The sequence below is a fragment of the Priestia sp. FSL H7-0729 genome (assembly GCF_038005685.1).
In the GTDB taxonomy this organism is placed as follows: domain Bacteria; phylum Bacillota; class Bacilli; order Paenibacillales; family Paenibacillaceae; genus Paenibacillus.
Genome location: NZ_JBBOTQ010000019.1, coordinates 1 through 24359 on the forward strand (window position 1 = coordinate 1; position 24359 = coordinate 24359).

Consider the following 24359-nt stretch of genomic DNA (forward strand, 5'->3'; position numbering starts at 1 on the left):
TTGGCCCGGCCACCCGCAGGGGATGGGCCGGGGAGGTTCTTGCTATGGGCCGTGACTGGGGCCGGCAAGACGGAAATGATATTCCCCTTGCTCCAACATACATTGGATCGCGGCGGACGGGCTCTGGCCGCTACGCCGCGCAGGGACGTGGTACTGGAGCTGGCTCCACGTCTGGCCAAAGCTTTTCCGGACACCTCGCTCGCTACTCTTTACGGAGGCAGTGACGAACGCTGGAAAGACGCTCAGCTCACGCTTGCGACCACACACCAACTGATGCGCTTTTATCAAGGGTTTGATCTCGTTATCATCGACGAACTGGATGCGTTCCCTTATTATAACGATCCCATGCTCGCTCACGCGGCGGCATCCTCCTGTAAACCGGAGGGGAATTTTGTCTATCTATCTGCTACACCGCCAGCTCGGCTGCAGAAGGAAGCGGCAAAGGGGATGCTTGCCCATGCCAAAGTCCCGGTACGTTTTCACCGTCATCCTTTGCCTGTCCCGCGCTTGGTCAAGATGGTTACTGTTGCTGAATGTATTAAGAAACGAAATCTTCCATCTGCCTTGAGGACTAACATCCAAATTTCATTGGAGCGTGACGCCCAGGTATTTGTGTTTGTGACACGTATTGCCCAGATTGAGGCGTTTGTGAATCTGATGCGCCGTACTTTTCCCGGAATCCATATCGAAGGAACTTCATCCCAAGACCCCGATCGCGCTAGCAAAGTTACAGCCTTTCGTGATCGCGACATTCGTCTGCTCGTAACCACCACAATTCTGGAGCGTGGAGTGACCATTCCGCGCAGTGATGTTTTTATATTGGATGCAGACAATGGTCTCTTTGATGAAGCTTCACTGGTTCAGATGGCGGGCAGAGCAGGGCGTTCCATGGATGACCCGGCGGGTAGAGTGGTTTTTGCATCATCTCGTCGGACGCGTTCTCAGGTGAAGGCCGTTGCACAGATTCGGAAAATGAACACGATCGCTCGTCGCAAAGGCTACCTGCATCCACCATCCCAGACATAATTGTCATCTGCCAAGTTCGGTTCCACATTTCACAATACATTCCCAAGACTGGAGGTATGCCCCCTATGTTCAACTGGCTCAGCAACATAACCGATCATGCACAGCACCTGACCCAGCGTCTTCACCATCTGCTCGCCCCGCCGGGAGCTATTTGTCTGACATGTGGGACTCGAGCGATTCTGTCTTATACCTATCCAGGCATATGCCCACGTTGTGTGAAGCAGATTCCATGGATCCGTTCCATCCGTTGCCTGCGTTGTGGTCGGGGTGTCGGATGCCCGGACTGTGTTCGTCCACATATGCAAAACCGTTCTTTTGTCTCCAATCGCAGCGCCGTACAATACAACACTATAATGAAAGAATGGATCGGCATGTACAAATTCAGAGGCCATGAACGATACGCGCCGCTTTTAACCGCACTGTTGATTCAAGCCTTTCAAGCGATGAGCGAAGAACGAAATTCTGCTTTGGCAAAAGAACCCCCAGCCCCCGTGGCTCATTCCGCCACACATGCTCAACAAACGAAGCCACAATGGCGGCCTGACGCGGTCACCTATGTCCCGGTGAGCAGCGAGCGGCTGGCCGAACGTGGCTTCAATCAGGCGGAGCGGCTGGCTGCTGGGCTCGCCACCGCTTGCCGCCTACCCATCGTGGATCTGTTGCAGCGCCAGATCAACACCACCAAACAAAGCTTCAAATCACGCGGTGAGCGTATTGAAACGATGAAAAACGCTTTTTCCATCAACCCGGATGGCATACAGTTAATTGAAGAGATAAACAGGAGATCTCATCTGCCAACACATATGGGCATGTCACATGCCAAACCCATACAGTTACTTCTAATCGATGATATCTACACAACAGGCAGCACCTTGGACGCTTGTGGGCGGGTTATTCTAAATGCTAGCTTCTACATGGAGATTCCAATCGAGATTTACACGCTGACACTGGCAAGATCCTAATCGGAAAACCAGTATATTGAGCTATGTTTAATATTCTTCAAGTCTCCCTACATACACAACCTACGCTTTACATTCTAATAGATAGGAAAATGCGTTCCTGTATTAATAATTTCACATTTGCGAATTCCTGTTTTCGTATTTATACCGTTTGAAATATAGTTGTTTGATGAAATTATAAATGAAAGCGCAATAAGAAATTTTTTACATGTAAAAAAGAGGAATTGGTTTTCTCACGCAGAATAGATAGTTTTGCCGTTCACCACAGGTGACAGCATAGGGAGTGGCACAACATATCTTTTGAAGGGGAGAACAAAAGTGGTCGCAGGAAAAAGAAAAAACGGATTTTACTTATGGACTGTCCGTCTACTAGTATTCATGCTGGTATTCGGACAGTTTGGCGTGTACGGGGGGAACCGGGCACATGCAGCGGTAGGAAGCGGGATAGTCTCATCAAGCAATGATTATCAATATGTAATGACCAACAATAACGGCCAATTAGAGGTGAACCAAAAATCAGTTAAACTGAGTTGGGCTAGATCCTACAATATTTCATCAACGGGATATTCTTTCACCAGAATGCAGTCTATCCTGGGTTTCCCAAGTGATATTACTAATATAAGTTTTGGATCGTATACATCCAAATATGCCGGACAGATCGATAATGCTTTTCTCATTGATTTAAGCAAAGTTCGTGAGATTGCTACCGAGATGACGTACAGACAACCGTATAACCAAGTCGGACAATGGGATATCACACACTATAATGTGCTAGGTCAACTGACACCGATTGATGTATATGATTATGATGTCAGACAGTTGAGTTTGGTTGTAAACGCAGATACGGGGGAAGTTGTAGATTTTTACTCTGAACTTAATCCGTACTATACACGTAAAGCTGAACCCGCTTTTTTTACTAAACAGGAGGTAAATCCGTTACCAATTAATAATGTACCCTCTGTGCCTTTGAATATAACGGGTAACTCAAGTGAAAACACGACTCATATTCGTTGGGATCATGCACAGGAAGCTGTACAATATGAAATTGAGCGTGATGGTACTTTAATAGGTCCTTATTATGGTACCAGCTTCGATGATGCTGTACTTATTCCTAACAAAATTTACTCTTACAAAATACGTGCTATAAATTCGATAGGAAAAAGTGATTGGAGTAGTGTCTTTAATATCAAAACACTGCTTAACGAACCTGTGATCTCCACGAGCTCTGAGCAAGGGAAAAATATAATAGAGTGGGCTGCAATTAATCATGCCGATGGATATCAACTCCAGATTGATGGTGAAGCCCCAATTGACCTAGGTAATGTAACGAATTACGAACACGTTGGCTTGGAGGCCAATTCCAGTCATACCTATGCATTAAAAGCAGTATCATCAGATAATGAGAGCAACTGGAGTAGAACGGCTACGCAACTTGTTGTACCTGACTCAGCAAGCGGTTTGAAAATTACAGAAAATACATTCAATAAAATCTCTTTAAGTTGGACTGCAATTAAAGGTTCTAGTGGATATGACCTGGAGGTTGATGGGGTCGTTGTTCCGGTCTCTGGTACAACATACAGCAAGACAGCTCTTACACCCAATACCGAGCATACATTTCGATTGAGATCTAAAAATGCAGGCGGCGTTGGTAAGTGGACTGACATGCTAACTGTTTCGACACTTCTAAGTACGCCTGTTATTAAAGCGATTTCTTCGCAAGAAGATATGTTTTTGGCATGGCCTGCAACTGAGGGGGCTACCTCTTATGAGGTTGAAGCTGATGGAGTTAACGTAGGAATTGTTGTAGATCCGGCTTATACACACACTGATCTATCACCAGGGACACTTCATAAATATCGTGTACGAGCTTTGAACGATACGAATACAAGTGCATGGACTACAATTTTGTCCCAGAGTACACTCCCTGGTCCTGTTTCGAATCTCACTCTAAACTCGGTCACTAATGCAGCTGTTGGTCTGAAATGGACAGCAGTGATAGGAGCGACAGGTTATGATTTGGAGATTGACCGTACAATTGTAGCTGTTACTGGCGTAGCCTACACAAAGAGTAGCCTTGCAGCAAATACAGAACACACCTTCCGTATTCGTTCGAAAAATGCTGCAGGTGTGGGTGATTGGAGTGATCCGCTCAGTACAACGACACTGTTGAATACACCTGTATTAAAGGCGGCATCAGAAGAAACGAATATTAACCTGACTTGGGCTGATGTAGCAGATGCGACTACATACGAGATTGAAGCCGATGGTACTGTTATGACAACATCCGGCGAACTAACATTTGTACACAGCGATCTATTGCCGGGAACGGCACATAAGTATCGTATTCGTGCTTTGACAGAAAACAATACAAGTGCATGGACAACAATGTTGACGCAAAGCACGATACCGGCTTCGGTTACAGGGTTGACTGTTACCTCGGCGACGAATGCAGCCATGGCCTTGAAATGGACAGCAGTAACTGGAGCGACGGGGTATGATCTAGAAATTGACGGTACCATTGTCCCAGTAACGGGAGTAGCCTACACGAAGAGCGGGCTTGCAGCAAATACAGATCATACCTTCCGTATCCGTTCGAAGAATGCGGCAGGCGTAGGTGCTTGGAGCGATCTGATTAGCGGAACAACACTACTGAATACACCCGTATTAAAAGCAACATCAGAAGAAAAGGCAATTAACCTAACTTGGGCAGCTGTTGCAGACGCTACTACTTATGAGATTGAAGCCGATGGTGCAGTGATTGCAACAGTTAGTGATCCGGCGTATGAACATGTTGATCTGTTACCAGGGACTGCGCATAAGTATCGAATCCGTGCTCTTACGGATATTAATACGAGTGCATGGACAACGATGTTGACGCAAAGTACAATACCGGCTTCGGTTACAGGGTTGAATATTAGCTCTGCGACGAACGTAGCCATTGCATTGAAATGGACGGCAGTGACTGGGGCGACGGGATATGATATAGAGATTGACGGTACCATTGTCCCAGTAACGGGAGTAGCCTACACGAAGAGCGGGCTTGCAGCAAATACAGATCATACCTTCCGTATCCGTTCGAAGAATGCGGCAGGCGTAGGTGCCTGGAGTGATCTGATTAGCGGAACAACACTACTGAATACACCCGTATTAAAAGCAACATCAGAAGAAACTTCAATTAACTTAACTTGGGTAGCGGTCTCAGATGCAGTTACTTATGAAATTGAAGCCGACGGTACAGTGATTGCCACAGTTAGTGATCCGGCATACTCACATAATGGATTGTTACCAGGAACTGCACACAAGTATCGTATACGTGCTCTAACGAATACCAATACGAGTGTATGGACTGCTATGCTGACTCAAAGTACGATACCAGCTTCAGTTGCAGGACTTAATATTAGTGCTGTTACGAATGTGGGTATCACTCTAAAATGGACAGCAGTAACTGGGGCAACGGGGTATGACTTAGAAATTGATGGTACCGTTGTTCCAGTAACGGGAGTGTCCTATACGAAGAGTGGTCTTGCTGCGAATACGGAGCACACCTTCCGTATTCGTTCAAAGAACGCCGCAGGAGTAGGTACTTGGAGCGATCTAATCAGTGGTATGACGCTTTTAAACACACCTGTATTAAAGGCAACATCGGAAGAAACAGCAATCAATCTTTCGTGGTCGGATGTAGAAGATATGACAGCGTATGAAGTTGAAGCCGATGGTACAATTGTTGGCATAGTTAGTGAGCCAGTATATATACACGATGGTTTATTGCCTGGAACGGCTCACAAGTATAGAATTCGCGCGTTAAAGGGTGAAAACACAAGTGCATGGACAGCAGTCCTGACGCAAAGCACGATCCCTGCTACAGTTAACGGTTTCATGCTAAATACCGCTACACCTGTTGCTATTTCGTTGAAATGGAGTCCTGTTACAGGTGCCACCGCTTACGATTTGGAAATTGATGGTGCTGTAATTTCTGTGAGTGGATCTGCTTATACGAAAAGTGGTCTTCTAGCCAATACAGACCATACCTTCCGTATTCGTGCGAAGAATGCTGCTGGCATGGGTAGCTGGAGTGAGATCGTAACTGCTTCGACCCAGTTGAATGTACCCACAACGCTGAAAGGTGTACCTGAAGAAACGGCAGTTACGCTGACATGGAATGAAGTTGCTGGTGCAACTAAATATGAGATTGAGGCAGATGGCACAGTAGTTGCTACGGTGAGTGATCTCATGTATGTACACAATGGAGTGCTTGGTGGAACGATTCATAAATATCGTGTTCGTGCCCTGACCGACACCAATGTGAGTGCATGGACAGCAGTGTTGTCTCAAACTACGTTACCTGCGAGTGTCTCAGGCTTGAGTATTAACTCTGCAACCACAGCGGCGATCACGCTAAGATGGAGTGCTGTAACTGGAGCTACCGGTTATGACCTAGAGATTGATGGTACGGTGGTTGCCGTCAGTGGAGCTGCTTATACGAAGAGCGGACTTGCACCAAATACGGAGCATACCTTCCGGATTCGTGCCAAAAATGCTTCTGGTGCAGGAGCTTGGAGTGAGAGTATAAGTGGAATGACTCAATTAACTACACCTGTGCTGAAAGGAACTTCGGACAGAACAAACGTTATTCTGACTTGGGACGCTATTGAGGGAGCTTCGTCTTACGAAATTGAAGCCGACGGGCAAATTGTGGCGACTGTCAGTAATGCAACGTTTATTCATTCCGACTTGTTACCGTCCAGTTTGCATAAATATCGTATTCGGGTATTCAATGACCAGAACACAAGCGTGTGGTCTGCTGTACTAAACATTAGAACATTGAATTAATGAATTAAAGTGGGGGAACGGGCTTGCATATATGTGCATCCTGTTCCCCTTTTTTGTTTTGTAAATAGACTATGGCTTCATCAGAGAAAATAAGGTAATGTATAGTTATTATCTATTCGGAAATGGAAGTTTGAGAGGGGCGTTTTAGCGATGAATCTAGGTAATTGTCCTCGCTGTGGTAAATTATATGCGTTAAATTTTCGAGATGTATGCTCGAATTGTATTAAGGAAATGGAACAGGAATATCAGATCTGTGTAGATTATTTGCGCGAAAACAAAGGCACCAACATACAGGAACTATCTGATGCAACAGATGTTTCGATCAAAACCATTACCAAGTTCATCCGTGAGGGACGAATTTCCATCGAGAACGCTCCGAATATGATGTATCCTTGTGAAGTGTGCGGAACATTGATTCGGGAAGGTCATATGTGTGACTCTTGTCGTAATCGCTTGACGAAAGACTTGGCTAGTGCGGCTCGCGATGTAGGTCAGAAGGATAACGGCAATATAGGCGGACGAACCTACAATGCTCTCGACAAACTACGCGATTAATAGGAGCGAGGGCTCAAATACATGTTTTGCTATAACAAATGTTTTGAAACGTACCGATAAACTTATTAAAGATTATCGGTTTTTTTTATTATCCTAATCATCTCGATAACATAAAGATAAAGTAAGAAAAACGTATATCAATGTAAAATTCTAACGTGGAAGGAAGTGTATTTTGAATGAAAATCAATGAACCGAGTAGAATTGGAGCAATCAATTCATATCAAAGGAACGTTGAATCCAATCAGCAGGCTGATGCCAAGAAGAGCCGCCGTAAGGACGAGGTATCCATTTCTCCGGAGGCGATGAAGATGCTTGAGGAACAAAGTCGTACACAGGATGCAGGACGCATACAACGGATACAGGAACTCAAAGAACAGGTGAGTTCGGGAACGTATCAGGTAGATAGCAGCAAGCTTGCTGACAAATTGCTACCGTATTTTAAGTCTTTTGATAAGGAATAGGTGATCACGTAATGGCAGCACTGGACAGATTAATTGCAGTTTTGCAGCAAATGGAACAAAGTCACCGCGATATGCTGGCACTCAGCGAGGTCAAGAGACAGGTCATTGTCAAAAACGATGTGGATGAACTCATTGCCGTTCTGAACAAAGAATCCCGTTTCATGAAACAACAAGAGCCATTGGAGATTGAACGGCAGAGCGCAGTTCACGAATTGCTTCAGGAGCGTGGGATCAAGTCCATGCTGAACCTGAACATTACGGAGATCTCGAAGCTGATTTTTGATCCGGCTGACAAACAGCGATTGCTTGAAGTCCAGAAGAAGCTGGCGGGAACACTGCAGGAGTTAAAGGAAATCAATCAACTGAATCAAAAGCTGATCGAGCAATCGTTGATGTTTATTGATCTTTCAATGGACATCTTTGCTTCTCGGCCAGAACAGGATGCCACATATCAGCATCCTGCTGATAAGAACGGCAATCCAGGGCGAATCGGTCTGTTTGACACGCGTGCCTGATTAATTAGGGGGAAACCAGGTGACATCTACATTTCATTCAATCGAAACGGCTAAACGCAGTTTGTTCACACAGACGACAGCTCTTAGCACAACAGGTCATAACGTAGCCAATGCCAACACGGAAGGGTACTCACGCCAAAAGGTAAACATGCAGGCATCCATTCCAATGGAGCCATTTGCATTTCTGCATAGCACAACACCAGGACAGCTCGGTACAGGGGTAGAGTTCGACTCCATTACACGTGTGCGCGAGAAATTTCTGGATGACCAATATCGCAATGAAAATACCAACTTCGGGAGTTGGTCCATTCAACGAGACACGCTTGAGAAACTTGAAGCTATTGTCAACGAGCCATCGGATACCGGATTTCGGACTGTTATGGATAACTTCTACAAATCATGGTCAGATCTGAGTAAAAACCCTGAGGATGTTACGGCACGCCGGATTGTCAAGGAAACAACTCTCGCTCTTACGGATGCGATGAATCAGATTAGCCGCCAATTGGATGCGCTTAGTCAGGATTTGGACAGTAACATCGCTGTGAAAAGTAATGAAATCCAGGGTTACCTGGGTAACATTGCGAACCTCAATAGTGCCATTGTGAAAATTGAGTCTCTTGGCGACAATGCCAACGATTTGCGTGACCAACGTGATCTGATGACCGATAAGCTGTCCAAAATCATGAATATTACGGTTACTGATTCTCAACAAGGATACCAGATCCAGATGAATGGACAGGCACTTGTTACAGGCGGAGCAGTACAAGTGGCGGTAGATCCTGCTTTTCTGAATGATGCATATACTGCGGGCACACTCACCAATGGTGAAGTTCATGGCATGATTAAGTCCAGAGATACATTGGTAAGTGATTACCGGAAACAAATGGATGACTTAGCTAATACGCTTGCCAACGGTGATATTGAGATTACTCTTCCTGCGGGTTCTGTCTTGCCGGATAATACTATCCTGGATGGTGTTACATACACGGGTGCAGCACGGACACTAGCTACAGATCTTAAGGTTACGGTCAAAGGTCTGAACGGACTACATCAGCTTGGGTACAGCATGGATGGAACTAATTCTGGAGGAGTCCCATTCTTTACAGCAGCGGGTGGTGGAACAGCCATTACAGCCGGAAATATTTCATTGAATGCAGAGATCTTGGCTGATCCGAATAAGATTGCTACTTCGCTCCGTACATCGGATGCTTCTGGTACAGAGACTGTAATCAAAGGTAACAATACACTTGCCATTTTGCTTGCGAATCTGAAAGATACACCGATGAAATCAGCGGACGGTTTACGTAATGCAACGATCGGTGCACAATTCAGTGCTATTGTGGGACAACTGGGGGTACAATCCCAGGAAGCTGCACGTCAGACATCCAACTCGGAGTTCCTAGTGGAGCAAGTGGATACCCGTCGTCAATCTGTAAGTGGAGTATCTTTGGATGAAGAGATGTCCAATATGATCAAGTTCCAGCATGCATATAATGCATCTGCTCGATTTATGACCACATATGATGAATTACTTGATAAGTTGATTAACTCTACTGGGACAGTAGGCAGATAAAAGAAAGGAGTGACATAACAGACCATGAGAATAACGAATAATATGCTCAGTTCACAGCTACTTTTGAACTTGAACCGGAACGCACAGCAGATGAACAACACCCAGACCCAACTGGCGACAGGTCGCAAGATCAACAAACCTTCGGACGATCCGGTAGGGATTACTTACTCCCTTCGTTATCGTGCAGAACTTTCATCGAACGATCAATATCAGAAAAACGTAGACAGTGCTATATCATGGCTTGAGTTTAATGATACGGTTATGAATCAAGCAGGTAACGCCGTACAGCGTCTGCGCGAGTTGACGGTACAAGCTTCCACAGGAACGAATCCGCAGTCCGCGCTGGACAGTATTAATGAAGAGGTCAAACAGTTGAAAGAGCAGCTGATTGATATCTCAAACAGTAAGCTTAACGGGAAATATATTTTTAATGGCGAGACATATGATGTTAAACCTTATGATTTCCCGTCTAATGCAGACGGTACTTTAGATACAACGAATGCTACGTCTGTTGTGACGGATAAAGGGAAGATTAACTTCATCGTAGGTGAAAGTGTTCAATTGCCTATTAATGTGAGTGGTAATGAAGTGTTTGGCACAGAGACGGAAGAAGATAACTTGTTCAACATCGTGAACAACATCATGAAAGCTCTCACAGAAGGAAATCAAAAAGAGTTATCCAATCAGTTGAACAATATTGATAGCCGTACCGACAAGATGCTTGCGATCCGTTCTGAGATTGGGGCCAAAACGAATCGGGTTGATCTGATGATGGGACGTTTGGATGATCTCGGTATTAACCTGACAGATTTGCAATCCAAAGTCGAGGATGCGGATTATGCGGAACTGGCGATGCAATCCAAGATTCAGGAAAACATCTATAACGCTTCCTTGTCTGCCGGTGCCAAAATTATCTCTCCATCTTTGGTGGACTTCTTAAGATAAAAGGAGGAGTTAACGTTTGAGTACTCTTCCCGTTCTTCAGATTAGAACAACACCGACTCTATTAAGTATTGATGCCGATCCGGGACAGTTCTCCATTCGTCAACCCAAAGCTGAGGTGCAGTTGAATACCAGACCTGCCAAGCTAACGGTGGAGAGCCATCCGATGAGACTGAGTGTAGATCAGAGCAAAGCATTCTCTGCTTACACGGGTGGCAATATGATTGATATGAATGCACGGATCTATTCAGGCATTCAACAGATATTTCTGCAAAATATGGCTGAACGAGTTCAGCAGGGCAATGAATTGGCTGCAATTCATAAGCCTGGAAATACCATTTCGAATATTATTGGCTCAGATTGGCAGGCGAGGCCATTCCCGGAAACGCGGACACCCGCTTCTTCTGGGAACGTGGAGACTCGTGTTTATACTCAGGCGCCGGATATCAACTTTACTCCAGCTGTCTCGGAAATGAATGTCATTGTGAATAGACCGGAGATTGAGTATAATCGGGGCAAGCTTGATATCTATGTGAAGCAGTATGCATCGATTCAGTACACGCCACCTGCCATAGATATAGGATTCTAGTTACTCTAAAGTAGAGCTATAGACGGTCGTGATTTAGACATCTATGGCTCTTTTTGCATAAAACTTTCGCCAGGGAGGCGTTTATTATTCATATTCAGACAAGCATGTGGGGTTCATTAGAAGTTAAAACGGAAGATGTATATCAATTTCCTAAAGGTTTACCCGGATTTGAAGAGGAAACTGAGTTTGCATTGGTTCCTTGGGAAGATACACCTTTCAGTTATTTACAATCTACAAGGGAACCGGGACTGGCATTCCTCTTGGTAAGTCCGTTTACTTTTGTACCGGATTATAGTTTTGAATTGGGAGAAGTAGATAAGGAAGAATTGGAAATTGTGGAGCAAGTATCTGTATACTCTATGGTCACCATTCATTCACAGGCGAATAAATCAACAATGAATCTGCTTGCACCTGTTGTTCTTAACCCCGAGCGACTCTTAGGTAAACAAGTCGTGCTCCATCAGTCTTCTTATGATACACGTCATCTGATCTGGGCAGAAGACGATGCCAAATCAGTGAAAGGTGGAGTGTAAATGCTGGTATTATCACGTAAAAAAGGCGAGTCTATTATCATTCAGGATCAGATTGAGGTGACCGTACTCGCTGTAGAGGGAGATACAGTACGTATTGGAATCTCCGCACCCAAGCATATTGATATATTCAGACAGGAAATATATGCATCCATTCAAGAGGCTAATCGGGAGTCTGCTACGCCTCTTGCAGCCAATATTGAAGCCTTTATGGAACGTCTGCGAAATACAGATATCAAAAAAGATTAAAAATATTCCAATTTGCTATAAACAGTTGCTCACCTTCCGTCGATATATAATTTAGACGCTGCTTCGGCAGGGCGGCCGACCTTAATGTCGCGGCGTTTACCACAAGGATGTGGAACTAATTTATCTTCAGGGAGGAAATATCAAATGATTATCAACCATAATATTACGGCGTTGAACACTCACCGCCAACTGAGCGTTAACTCTTCTAACACTAGCAAAAACATCGAGAAATTGTCTTCCGGTCTTCGTATCAACCGTGCTGGTGACGATGCTGCAGGCTTGGCAATCTCCGAAAAAATGCGCGGTCAAATCCGCGGTTTGGATATGGCTTCCAAAAATGCTCAAGATGGTATCTCTTTGATCCAAACAGCTGAGGGCGCATTGAGCGAAACTCACAGCATCCTGCAACGTGTACGTGAACTTTCTGTTCAATCCGCTAATGGTACGAACACTGAAGAAGATCGTAAAGCATTGCAAGACGAAGTTAAGCAATTGAAATCCGAAATCGACCGTATCGGCGATACTACGGAGTTCAATACGAAGAAATTGTTGAACGGTGCTTTGAAAACTGATGGCGCAGTAGTAGGAACTGATTCTACTAACGGTGCTAAAGTTTTGAATCAAACTGCTGCTAAATTGGTAGCTGCTGCACAATTTGAAGATGTAGACGGTTCTGCTCTCGCGCTTGGAACTAAGGATAAAATTAAAATTGATACAGTTGAAGTTGAAGTAGATTGGGATAAAGGCCTCACAGATGCTGAGAAAACCCTTATTAAAGGCGACTACAGCACTAATGCGATGACAGATTCCCAAAAGTCAGATATTAAAGCGGCTATGGAGCGTGTAATTAATCAGGCTATTACTGATCACAATGCTGCTAACGGCACTAACGTTTCCAGTGTAAAACTTTATGAATCTGCTGGTGCATTGACTATTGAAAGTGGAACAGCAGGACAAAAATCTGAGCTTGATATCACTGGCGCTGCAGTATTAGGTACATTCATTGATCCAGCTACTACTACAAACACTGGACAAGATCAATTGGCAAAAACAGTTCCTGCCGAAGCTCTATCTTTTGAAATCAACGGTGTTAAACTTAAAACTGCAGCACTTGGTGGTCTTGCAGCTGGTGGGGATGCTACAACTGTTGCGACTGATATGCAAACTAAGATTAGAGCTGCTATTACTACTTACAACACAAATGCAGGTCTTTCAAAAGGTCAAGATGGATTCATTGACACAGATGCTGTATTTGTTGAAGCGAAAGACGGACGCTTCTCTATCACTAGTGCGAATGGTCCAGTAACATTTAACGAAGCTGAAGGTTCAACACTTGTTAAAGATTTGGGTCTGAGCCAAGCTCAAACTGATGCTTCAGGCAACGGTGGAATGACATTCCAAATTGGTGCTAACAAAGGTCAAAGCATCACTTTCGGTGTGAATGACATGCGTTCATCTGCACTGGGAATCTCTAGCGTAGACATTTCTACAACAGCTGGTGCTTCTGCTTCTATCACTTCTTTGGATAAAGCAATCAGCTCCGTTTCCAGCGAGCGCGCTAAATTGGGTGCGGTTCAAAACCGTCTGGAACACACAATCAACAACTTGAACACATCTTCCGAGAACCTGACTGCAGCTGAGTCCCGTGTACGTGACGTAGACATGGCTAAAGAAATGATGGAACAAACGAAGAACAACATCCTTGCACAAGCTGCACAAGCGATGTTGGCTCAAGCGAACCAACAACCACAAGGCGTTCTGCAATTGCTTCGTTAAGATTCACTTTAATACCGAAAGCTCCGGACTATTCCGGGGCTTTTTTTTGTTTTGCTAGGAATTCCCTAAAATAACGAAGGCCAATGACCGATATATATAATAAATCAAGCGTTCTTGGAGGATAGAGCACATGAATGTACAGTTTTCCTTCTCGGCATCCGGCGCATCTAACGGACAGCCCCGACCAGAAGTAGCTTCTGTTCAAAGTGCAAGTGAATCAATATCTTCAGCGTCAGCTATTAAAAATTATAAAGATTTAAGTACAAAAGAAATTCAGGGTGCCAAAATTTCGATTGCAGACGAACACTTGATTAAAACAATTGAACGTGCTGTCCAATCTTTGCAGGGCCCTGAAACAACTTTGGAAATCAGTGTACATGAGAAGACCCATGATATTATGGTGAAAGTGATGAACAAAGATACGGGAGAACTTATTCGTGAGATTCCACCAGAGAAAACGCTAGACTTGGTTGCCAAGATGATGGAAATTGCAGGTATATTGGTAGACGAGAAAATATAATTATAGGAGGGATTGAATGGTTACACGTATTAACGGCTTCTCCGGTATGGACGTCGATAGCATGGTTAAAAGTATGATGGTTGCGAAACGAATTCCGCTGGATAAACTAAATCAGGATAAGCAAATCCTAGAATGGAAACGGGACAGCTATAGAGAAATTAATAGTAAACTCGTAGACTTTCGTACGAACAAACTTATTGATAAGTACGGTAAGAGTGCTGCCTTAAATACACAAAAGGCTGTAGTGAGTGGGAATTCAGATGCCCTTAAAGCAGAAGCTTCAGCTACTGCCAACGGAATCGATATGAAAGTTAGTATTACGCAATTAGCAACCAAGAAGACAGTTGAAACATTCGGGCTTGATGTGCCTGTAGCTAGCACTAAAACCTTGGCTGATTTGCAGATTATGAAAGAAAACATAGATCCAGCTACACTCACAGATGCTGATCGAACTGCCCTTAACGCCGAAGAGTTTAAATTCTCTATAAACGGCGTGAGCTTTGTAGATAGTAACGGTAAGTCATTGTTCACCGGATCTACGTCCATTGCTACGATGGTTGCTACGATTAATGGTAATGCCAAAGCTAACGTTACTGCCAAGTATGATGAGATAAGTGGGAAACTGATTATCAATTCGAAAACAAGCGGTACGGATGGTAAAGCAGTTCTTGTAGCGACAGATGACAATAGTTTACTGGATCTCTTTAATCAAAAATATGATTCAGGAACAGATGGTCCTGAGAAATATAAAACAACAAATGCTGTAGATGCAAAATTCAGTGTTAACGGCAGAGATTATACAGATAAAAGTAATACGGTTAACATTAACGGTGTCCAATTAACTCTTCAGAAAACGACAGCAGATCCGGCAGACCCTTCTAAGGACATACCTGTTAGCATTACGACATCGAGTGATACTGAAACTGCTTTGCAAACCATTAAGAGCTTCGTAGAGGACTATAACTCGTTAATAACGTTGTTGAATACGAAGTTAGACGAAAATAAATATCGTGATTTCAAACCGTTGACCGACGAACAAAAGACAGCAATGAAAGATACGGATATTACCAACTGGACTGACAAAGCTAAGAGTGGTCTATTGAAAAATGATGACATTTTAAGATCAGCGCTTTCTAACATGAGAGGAATTATATCTGGTCAAGTCGTCGCTTTGTCTGAGATGGGGATTACAATGGGATCCTACAACTCAGGAGGCAAAATTGTTCTGGATGAAGTCGTCTTGAAAAAAGCTTTGACTGAGAATCCTCAAAAAGCAGTTGATCTGTTCCAGGGCACAGGTAGTGAGGCGAATAATGGTATTTTTGACAAGTTGGCAGACAAAATATCAGGTTCGTTGGATAGTCTCGTTACACGTGTCGGAACCAGTAAATTCTCAGCTGATCTCACAGTCAGTTACAAAGAAGAAAGTGCTATGGGTAGGAAACTCAAAGAGTACAATAATCGAATTACCAATATGCTTACAATTTTGGAAAACACAGAGACTCGTTATTATAAACAGTTCACTGCGATGGAAACAGCAATGAACAAACTCAGTTCACAGTCGTCCAGTCTATTCTCTACCACAAGCTAAGAGAAATTTTATAATAGAGGGTGACCTAATTGATTAAATCTCCATATGAAAAATATCGTCAATCTTCCGTTCAGACTTCAACGCCAGCTCAATTGGTTATTATGCTGTATGATGGGGCAATCCGATTTGTAAAAGTTGGACTTGAGGGCCTGAATAACCAGGATATAGAGAAAGCGAATCTTAATCTGGGTAAAGCTCAGACTATTATTAGCGAACTTATGTCCACATTGGACCAGTCATATGATGTATCCAAAAACTTATTTGCTCTGTATGAGTATACGAATTATCTTTTAATCGAAGCTAACATTCGTAAAAGTCCAGAAAAAGCAGAAGAAGCCATTGGATATTTGACTGACTTGCGTGAAACTTGGATGCAAGCCTCTAAACTAGCCTCTATGCAGACTGAAAGTGCTCATGGATAATCTTATTGAGCGCTTGTCTACTATGACTCAGGAAGTCATTGAACGGATTGAGGAGACCTCCTATGAGGAACTGGAAACCTTCATAGAAGATCGACAACATATTGTGGATGCTATAATTAAAGAGAGTGAGAATTGTCCTCTGGATAATAAACAAAAAGAGGAAGTTCATCGGATTTTGGCCTATGATAAAACTTTACTTGATCGCATGAACGCACTTCGGATCGAGGCTCAAGATTGGTTGCATAAGCGTAATCAAGCAAAAATGCAGCGAAATGTATATGAGACTGCCTATGCGCCGGATAGTATGCTTATGGATAGAAGAAAATGATATATAAAGAACAGGGCAGATCTCCTAAGATTTGCTCTGTTTTATTTTAAACGTAGTCTGTTAATTCGTCTTATCTATGAAATGAAGATTGTTTTAATAAATAATTTGATTGCTCATATAAATATGAATTAATAGATTCAAGCAAACAGTGCCATGTTTTTAGTGATCTACTACTTTTTAGTACAGGTCAATTTTCTGGTTATCCTAAAATAACCCCTTATACTAATTAGCTATAATAGTAAAATTATAAAATGTTTAACTTTCGTAAATTTTGTTATTCACTCGTTATCTGAATGGTAAACTCTCCTCCGAGTTTCTATCATTAATACATCAAATATAGACTTACCAGCCCTCCAATTACCTGATATATTCAAGATATCCCACCTTTCAACACAAACCCCAATTAATCTACAAAAAATTCCAAGAAAACATTTACTTTTCCAATTGACAATGGATAACTTTGGATGGTATTATCTGAATTGTGGGCAGAGGTTAAGGCCGAAAGCTTCACTTCATTTGATGACGAAGGGAATGTTAGTGCATGCAAGGTAAAGTAAAATGGTTCAACGCAGAAAAAGGTTACGGTTTCATTGAGACTGAAGATGGCGGCGACGTATTCGTACATTTCTCCGCAATTCAATCCGAAGGATTCAAAACTTTGGAAGAAGGTCAATCCGTAGAATTCGACATCGTCGAAGGCGCGCGTGGACCGCAAGCAGCTAACGTAATCAAATTATAATCATCCGGACAATCCGACCTACATATATGGTTAGATGGTTACCAAATTGAATTATCGCTAGCATCAGACTCCGGTACTTTCCGGGGTCTTTTTTTGTTCTAATAGATTCGAGATTTGAGGATTATCCTAGACACATGATTCTAGTGAATTTAATAGATTCAAGAGATAGATTGAAGTTCATTTTACATATTAGATTGAGCAGGCTCAAAAACGGTTAAATACATCATCAAGCGCCTAATAATTCATACCAAGTAAATATTCGATTATGGCTGAATATGATGAAATATCGCGAAATATGGCGCTATGCCTACGTTGGCAGATGTGGCTTGAACAGATGTCATTATTCGGTCACCGGGAGTTTTTACATGGCGCTTACATTCGTGTTATAATGAAGTGGCAAAGGAAAAAGGAGGAGTGCCCTATGAATTTAAGTATTCGAGGTCAACAAATCGAGGTTACTGATGCTTTGAAGGATTATGTCGACAAAAAGTTGAGTAGACTCGAGAAGTATTTCGATGCACCCCTTAACTCTGACGGTGCTGTTACATTGAGCACGACGAGAGGTTTGCATACGGTAGAGGTGACGATCCCTTTGAAAGGCATTGTGCTCCGCGCCGAGGATGAGAGCGACGATATGTACGCATCTATTGACTCTGTGGTGGACAAGCTGGAACGTCAGATCCGCAAACACAAAACAAAAATTAACCGTAAGTTCCGCCAGGAAGGTAGCCTGAAAACACTCTTCGTTGAAGATCCAACAGGAACTGTAGCTACAGCTGAACTGGATGCGGACACGGATGACGATGATCTGGAAGTTGTACGGACGAAACGCTTTATGTTGAAACCAATGGACGTGGAAGAGGCCATCCTCCAAATGAACATGGTTGGTCACAATTTCTTCGTATTCTCCAACATTGACAGTGAAGAAGTTAGCGTAGTTTACAAACGGAACGATGGTAAGTACGGATTGATCGAACAAGGTTAATCATAACGTACAGGGTCATCGGATCGGACATACGTATGAATATCTAATAATAATGAAGACAGGGACTGTAGTTTCCTGGATTAGACTTAACAAGAGCTTCCATCCCTTAGGGGATGGGGCTCTTTTGTGCGTAGAGGAGCTGGGAAATCACCTTTGGAAATAAAATGGTGAAACTATTCCCTATGCTGCTGCGTCTAATAGATAGTAAGAAGAAGCACAAACTGTAAAAGTTTACTGCCAGATTCCGATGCTTACGAAAATATTCGTACGCCTACATTCGAGAACTGGATATTGAGATTTCCATCCAAATTTACCATCAAAATTCGTTGACAGGGCTGTCTATCCTGAAAAACGAAACATGACAATCGAACGCTTCCGCTAACGACTATGATTTTTTGCACTTAAACTCCATTTGATATGGCTCAGAAGTTCAAAGAAGTGTGCCGTGGCGTGTTGCGGCGGCCCTTACAAACTGTTACAATTTATGCAAAGAGAATCATTGTCCTGATGAGGAATTGTCAACGAATGATCGCTAATCATAATCAATGACAGGCACAGCACCATGAACATGATTCGCAAGGCTCGGGCTTCGGCTAGTTTTTAATAACCGAATCCGTTTGAATACCGAATCAGCTTCATGAGGAACCCTTGGCAAGCCTGGAGTTGATTCATCCATATTACTTTTTATATTGTTTGTCACCCCCGGGCAAGTGGATGCAACATCCATCCGATGGTGTCGCGTGGCGGCAACAGGGGGTCTATTCTGTTTTGCACGAAAGGGGTATACCATGCTAGGACTTGTCAAAAAGATCTTCGGCGACATGAATGAACGTGATGTTAAACGTCTGATGAAGACGGTCGATGTGATCAATAAACTGGAACCACAATTTCAGGCGTTGTCTGATGAACAACTGAAAGGTAAAACGGACGAATACCGTGCTCGTATTGAAAAGGGAGAAACAACAGATGAGCTTCTTCCAGAGGCATTTGCAACCGTACGTGAGGCATCACGCCGTGTACTGGGCAAACGTCACTACGATGTACAGATGCTGGGCGGTATCGCTCTGCATGAAGGACGTATTTCCGAGATGAAAACGGGTGAAGGTAAAACGCTGGTAGGAACACTCCCGGTATATCTGAACGCGTTGATGTCCAAAGGTGTACACGTGGTCACGGTCAATGACTACTTGGCACAGCGGGATAGCCAGGAAATGGGACAAATCTATGAATTCATGGGCATGTCGGTAGGGGTTAACCTGAGCGGTATGGACCATGCTTTGAAACAACATGCGTATGCATGTGATATTACGTACGGAACGAACAACGAGTTTGGTTTTGACTATCTGCGTGACAACATGGTGCTGTACAAGGAGCAAATGGTACAACGTCCATTGTTCTTCTGTATCATTGATGAAGTAGACTCCATCCTGGTCGATGAGGCGCGTACGCCACTCATTATCTCCGGACAAGCTCAGAAATCGACGGATATGTACTATGCAGCAGATCGTTTTGTGAAACGTTTGGTGCCGGAAGAAGACTTTACGGTAGACATTAAGGTGAAATCCGTAGCGTTGACTGAGGCGGGCGTGGCAAAAGCAGAGAAAGCATTTGGTATCGAGAACTTGTATGATCATGCCAACGTTACTCTCAACCATCACATCGTACAGGGCCTGAAAGCCAACGTAATCATGCGTCGTGACGTGGATTATGTGGTCAGTGATGAAGAGGTTATGATCGTTGATGAATTCACAGGTCGTCTGATGTCTGGACGTCGTTATAGTGATGGATTGCACCAGGCGATTGAAGCCAAAGAAGGCATTGAAGTACAAAACGAGAGCATGACCCTTGCTACGATTACCTTCCAGAACTATTTCCGGATGTACCGTAAACTTGCGGGTATGACGGGTACAGCGAAAACCGAGGAAGAAGAGTTCAAAAAAATCTACGGTCTCGAAGTACTGCAGATTCCAACTAACCGTCCGAACAAACGGGATGACATGGCAGATGTCGTGTATAAGAGCATCGATGGCAAGTTCAAAGCGGTTGTGGAAGAGATTGTGGAACGCCACAGCAAGAACCAGCCGGTTCTGGTAGGTACAGTATCCATCGAGAACTCTGAACGCCTGTCTGACATGCTTAAGCGCCGTGGTGTAAAACACCAGGTACTGAACGCCAAGTACCATGCGGAAGAAGCAGAGATCATCTCAGGAGCTGGTCAAGCGGGTGCGGTAACGATTGCAACCAACATGGCTGGACGGGGTACGGATATTATCTTGGGTGAAGGTGTAGCTGAAGTAGGCGGCCTTCATATCATCGGTACAGAGCGTCACGAATCACGCCGGATTGATAATCAGCTGCGTGGTCGTGCGGGACGTCAAGGTGACCCGGGTTCAACACAATTTTATCTGTCACTCGGCGATGAATTGATGAGACGTTTCGGTGCAGACAATGTATTGAACATGATGGAACGCCTTGGTTTTGAAGAAGACCAACCGATTGAGAGCCGGATGATTACCCGTGCAGTAGAATCGGCGCAGAAACGTGTTGAAGGTAACAACTTTGACGTGCGTAAAGTCGTTCTCCAATATGATGATGTCATGAACCAACAACGTGAAATTATATATAAACAGCGCCGCGAGGTACTGGAGTCCGAAAATATCAAACAAATCGTTATGGATATGATCAAACCTTCCATCGAACGTATCGTTGAAGCTCATTGTGGTGACGATATTCCGGAAAACTGGGAGCTGCAGGAAGTTGCCGATTACATGAACAGCAAATTGCTGGATGATGGTTCGGTAACAAAAGATGATCTGTGGGGCAAGGAAGCAGAAGAGATTATCGAGTACTTGTTTACGAAAGTTCAGAACAAGTACAATGCACGTGAAGAGCGGATTGGCGAAGATATGGTTCGTGAGTTTGAGAAAGTGGTTGTGCTTCGTGCAGTAGACAGCAAGTGGATGGATCATATTGATGCTATGGATCAATTGCGTCAAGGTATCCACCTTCGCGCTTACGGCGGTACAGATCCACTGCGTGAGTACCAGTTCGAAGGCTTCGAGATGTTCCATCAGATGATCGCTTCGATTCAGGAAGAAGTAGCGACTTATGTGATGAGAGCACAGATCGAGAGCAATCAGGAGCGTCAAGCGGTTGTTGAGGAAAGTCAGATCTCGACAAGCGGTGAACCTGCTGAGAAACGTCCAGTGAAGGTTTCTGACCAAATCGGACGTAACGATCCATGCCCATGCGGTAGTGGCAAGAAGTTCAAACACTGCCACGGTCAAGAGTAGTTGAAGGTTTTTTCTATACACGAATGACATGAACGGCTCCTTGCAGCCGGGTATTCCATAGGATGAAGTGAAGGATGCAAAACCGGTTAATGGTGCATAGTTATAATAATATGACCATGATCATGGAGAAGGGATATACTGATACAACAGTTGTCTCAACAACAGGGTGACGCATCGCATACTTGATCTGGAGGAATACCCTGGATGCGGGGAGCTTATCTTAATGAAAAGAGGAATTGCACATGATCGATCCAAACGTGAAGCATGACCTGCGTGAAATAGGCAAGAAACTAACAAACCTTAGGGGGTCTCTTTGACTTAGATCTGAAGCAAGAGATGATCGGCAACTTCGAAGTGAAGATGTCCGCCCCGGATTTCTGGGATGATAGTGACAAGGCGCAATCCGTAATCGCTGAGCTAAACGCGGTGAAGGGATCTGTGGATCAATACACCAAACTCCAACAGGATTATGATGATGCAGTGATGATGATAGAGCTGGCGGATGAAGAAGGCGATGAAGACCTCGCTACCGAGATTGGTAACAGTATTACAGCGATTGTGAACAAAGTCGCAGAGTTCGAACTTCAGCTTCTGCTGAATCAACCATATGACAAGATGAATGCGATTCTGGAGCTTCACCCGGGTGCGGGTGGCACCGAGTCCCAAGATTGGGGACAGATGCTACTCCGGATGTACACACGTTGGTCCGAGAAGCGTGGCTTCAAGGTTGAGGTACTGGATTATCTGCCAGGTGATGAGGCTGGGATCAAGAGTGTTACGTTGTCGATCAAGGGACATAACGCTTATGGTTATCTGAAAGCCGAGAAGGGTGTACACCGACTGGTGCGGATCTCTCCTTTTGACTCATCGGGCCGTAGACATACGTCATTCGTATCCTGTGATGTGGTACCGGAGATTGATGATACGATTGAACTGGACATCCGTACAGAGGACCTCAAGATCGATACGTACCGGGCAAGTGGCGCGGGTGGACAACATATCAATACCACCGACTCGGCCGTACGGATTACTCACCTTCCAACAGGTGTAGTTGTAACGTGTCAGAATGAACGTTCACAGATCAAGAACCGTGAGCGAGCGATGACGATGCTCCGTTCGAAATTGTATGAGCGTAAAATTGAAGAGCAAAAACAACAGCTGGATGAAATCCGAGGGGATCAGTCGGATATTTCATGGGGTAGCCAGATTCGCTCCTATGTGTTCCATCCCTATAGTATGGTAAAGGATCACCGTACAAGCGTAGAGACTGGAAATACAGGGGCAGTAATGGACGGCGACCTCGATGCATTCATCGATGGTTATTTGCGTAGCCAGATTAAAGTAGAAACCGATTAATATAAGTTCCTGTATGGACCCATGCGTGTAGGCGTATGCTGGTGTATACAGGGGCTTTTTTTTGAATAATTTTATAGGATATAGAAAAAATGAGCGAACAATTGATCAGTCACAACAAAGGAGAGCACGAGAACATGCAACAACGATCACAATTTCATAATAACCGCAAAAAGAGGTTAACCAGCCTCATCCCCCTAAACGGGCCTTGGAGAAACGTCGTGGATACGTTATCCATCATTGTAGGTTCATTTTTAATCGCAGTGGCCTTTAATTTATTCCTATTACCGAATCAGATCGCTTCGGGTGGGGTGTCCGGGTTATCGATCTTGGGCAAAGAGTGGCTCAATCTGGAGCCTGCATACACCCAATGGGCAATTAACATTCCACTCCTGATCGCCGGTTTCCTGCTCATTGGCAAACAGTACGGGGTTCGCTCCGTATTGGGCAGTATTGTCCTGCCATTGTTAGTCTATCTGACGAAGGATTGGGCCATTCCAACAACGAATCCGCTTCTGGGTTCACTGTATGGTGGAATTGGAGTGGGTCTGGGGATTGGCATTGTATATCGAGGTAGAGGATCAACAGGGGGCATGAGCATTCTTGCCAGAATTGTACAGAAATACAGCGGACTCAGTTATTCTCTGTGTGTCGTAATTATGGATGCTACGGTTATTATTATGGCTGCATTTGTGTTGTCCTTGGAGCAATCCCTCTATGCGCTGATTGGGTTGTATGTCACCGGTAAAGTGATCGATGCGGTTGAGATGGGACTGGGCTTCTCCAAGGTGGCTTATATTATCTCCAACCAGACAGAAGCGATTAGCAAAGTGATTCTGGATGACCTGGATCGCGGATTAACGAAGCTGGAGGCCAAAGGCGGTTACACCGACGATCAGCGAACAGTACTGATGGTAGTCGTTGGGCAAAATGAGGTGCCAAGACTCAAAGCGTTGATCCGGTCTGTGGACCCGGGAGCTTTTGTCATTATCAGTAACGCGCACGAAGTGCTCGGCGAAGGTTTTAAGCGGGGAGAACATGTGTGAACGAGTTTAAAATACAGCGAGTGAGCCGTGTAGGCTCATAAGTTTGAAAATTTAAGAAAAAAAGCAGGTACGCCCTC

General features: G+C 44.2%; 21 protein-coding genes. All 21 read left to right on the forward strand.

What is annotated here, in order from left to right; genetic code table 11:
* On the forward strand, positions 1 to 1026 hold a 1026-nt coding region (locus tag MHH93_RS25840; protein ID WP_500056372.1), incomplete at its 5' end, for a helicase-related protein.
* A 65-nt stretch (positions 1027 to 1091) separates the two neighbouring features.
* Positions 1092 to 1988, forward strand: coding sequence for a ComFC family protein (locus MHH93_RS25845; RefSeq protein WP_500056373.1), 897 nt, complete (start codon positions 1092 to 1094; stop codon positions 1986 to 1988).
* Between the two features lie 315 nt (positions 1989 to 2303).
* A complete protein-coding gene (locus MHH93_RS25850) occupies positions 2304 to 6815 on the forward strand; it encodes a fibronectin type III domain-containing protein (protein ID WP_500056374.1) in 4512 nt (1503 codons plus the stop codon).
* Between the two features lie 150 nt (positions 6816 to 6965).
* The gene (locus tag MHH93_RS25855; protein WP_091036363.1) at positions 6966 to 7370 is read left to right on the forward strand and encodes a TIGR03826 family flagellar region protein; all 405 of its coding nucleotides are present in this window, start codon (positions 6966 to 6968) and stop codon (positions 7368 to 7370) included.
* A 176-nt stretch (positions 7371 to 7546) separates the two neighbouring features.
* The gene (gene flgM, locus MHH93_RS25860) at positions 7547 to 7831 is read left to right on the forward strand and encodes a flagellar biosynthesis anti-sigma factor FlgM (protein WP_047840678.1); all 285 of its coding nucleotides are present in this window, start codon (positions 7547 to 7549) and stop codon (positions 7829 to 7831) included.
* An 11-nt stretch (positions 7832 to 7842) separates the two neighbouring features.
* Positions 7843 to 8346 (forward strand): flagellar protein FlgN, encoded by a 504-nt coding sequence (locus MHH93_RS25865; protein WP_076333996.1) that lies wholly within the window; start codon positions 7843 to 7845, stop codon positions 8344 to 8346.
* A 19-nt stretch (positions 8347 to 8365) separates the two neighbouring features.
* Positions 8366 to 9919: a flagellar hook-associated protein FlgK gene (gene flgK, locus MHH93_RS25870; protein ID WP_076209822.1), complete on the forward strand. Its 1554-nt coding sequence runs from the start codon at positions 8366 to 8368 to the stop codon at positions 9917 to 9919.
* 24 nt (positions 9920 to 9943) lie between these two features.
* Positions 9944 to 10864 (forward strand): flagellar hook-associated protein FlgL, encoded by a 921-nt coding sequence (flgL, locus tag MHH93_RS25875; RefSeq protein ID WP_500056375.1) that lies wholly within the window; start codon positions 9944 to 9946, stop codon positions 10862 to 10864.
* Positions 10865 to 10880: 16 nt separating this feature from the next.
* Positions 10881 to 11450 (forward strand): DUF6470 family protein, encoded by a 570-nt coding sequence (locus MHH93_RS25880; RefSeq protein ID WP_500056376.1) that lies wholly within the window; start codon positions 10881 to 10883, stop codon positions 11448 to 11450.
* Positions 11451 to 11554: 104 nt separating this feature from the next.
* Complete coding sequence (locus MHH93_RS25885) at positions 11555 to 11983, forward strand: flagellar assembly protein FliW (protein WP_500056377.1); 429 nt, start codon at positions 11555 to 11557, stop codon at positions 11981 to 11983.
* Positions 11984 to 12229 carry a carbon storage regulator CsrA gene (gene csrA / locus MHH93_RS25890; protein ID WP_036612471.1) on the forward strand — a complete coding sequence of 82 codons (246 nt, stop codon included), beginning with the start codon at positions 11984 to 11986 and terminating at the stop codon, positions 12227 to 12229.
* Positions 12230 to 12373: 144 nt separating this feature from the next.
* Positions 12374 to 14005: a flagellin N-terminal helical domain-containing protein gene (locus tag MHH93_RS25895; protein WP_500056378.1), complete on the forward strand. Its 1632-nt coding sequence runs from the start codon at positions 12374 to 12376 to the stop codon at positions 14003 to 14005.
* A gap of 130 nt (positions 14006 to 14135) precedes the next feature.
* On the forward strand, positions 14136 to 14525 hold the full coding sequence (locus MHH93_RS25900) for a flagellar protein FlaG (protein WP_500056379.1): 390 nt from the start codon (positions 14136 to 14138) through the stop codon (positions 14523 to 14525).
* 16 nt (positions 14526 to 14541) lie between these two features.
* Positions 14542 to 16116 carry a flagellar filament capping protein FliD gene (fliD, locus tag MHH93_RS25905; RefSeq protein WP_500056380.1) on the forward strand — a complete coding sequence of 525 codons (1575 nt, stop codon included), beginning with the start codon at positions 14542 to 14544 and terminating at the stop codon, positions 16114 to 16116.
* Between the two features lie 29 nt (positions 16117 to 16145).
* On the forward strand, positions 16146 to 16538 hold the full coding sequence (gene fliS, locus MHH93_RS25910; protein ID WP_500056381.1) for a flagellar export chaperone FliS: 393 nt from the start codon (positions 16146 to 16148) through the stop codon (positions 16536 to 16538).
* On the forward strand, positions 16531 to 16866 hold the full coding sequence (gene fliT, locus MHH93_RS25915; protein ID WP_500056382.1) for a flagellar protein FliT: 336 nt from the start codon (positions 16531 to 16533) through the stop codon (positions 16864 to 16866). The genes fliS and fliT overlap by 8 nt, the downstream gene beginning before the upstream one ends.
* Positions 16867 to 17407: 541 nt before the next feature.
* Positions 17408 to 17605: a cold shock domain-containing protein gene (locus MHH93_RS25920; RefSeq protein ID WP_024631599.1), complete on the forward strand. Its 198-nt coding sequence runs from the start codon at positions 17408 to 17410 to the stop codon at positions 17603 to 17605.
* 421 nt (positions 17606 to 18026) lie between these two features.
* Complete coding sequence (hpf, locus tag MHH93_RS25925; protein WP_047840659.1) at positions 18027 to 18590, forward strand: ribosome hibernation-promoting factor, HPF/YfiA family; 564 nt, start codon at positions 18027 to 18029, stop codon at positions 18588 to 18590.
* A gap of 788 nt (positions 18591 to 19378) precedes the next feature.
* Positions 19379 to 21883, forward strand: coding sequence for a preprotein translocase subunit SecA (gene secA, locus MHH93_RS25930; protein ID WP_500056383.1), 2505 nt, complete (start codon positions 19379 to 19381; stop codon positions 21881 to 21883).
* 242 nt (positions 21884 to 22125) lie between these two features.
* A protein-coding gene (gene prfB / locus MHH93_RS25935; protein WP_124116498.1) for a peptide chain release factor 2 occupies positions 22126 to 23239 on the forward strand; the annotation gives its coding sequence in 2 pieces (ribosomal slippage) (positions 22126 to 22197 and positions 22199 to 23239; 1113 coding nt in all).
* A 134-nt stretch (positions 23240 to 23373) separates the two neighbouring features.
* Complete coding sequence (locus MHH93_RS25940; protein ID WP_339312666.1) at positions 23374 to 24282, forward strand: YitT family protein; 909 nt, start codon at positions 23374 to 23376, stop codon at positions 24280 to 24282.
* The last annotated feature ends 77 nt before the right edge of the window (positions 24283 to 24359 follow it).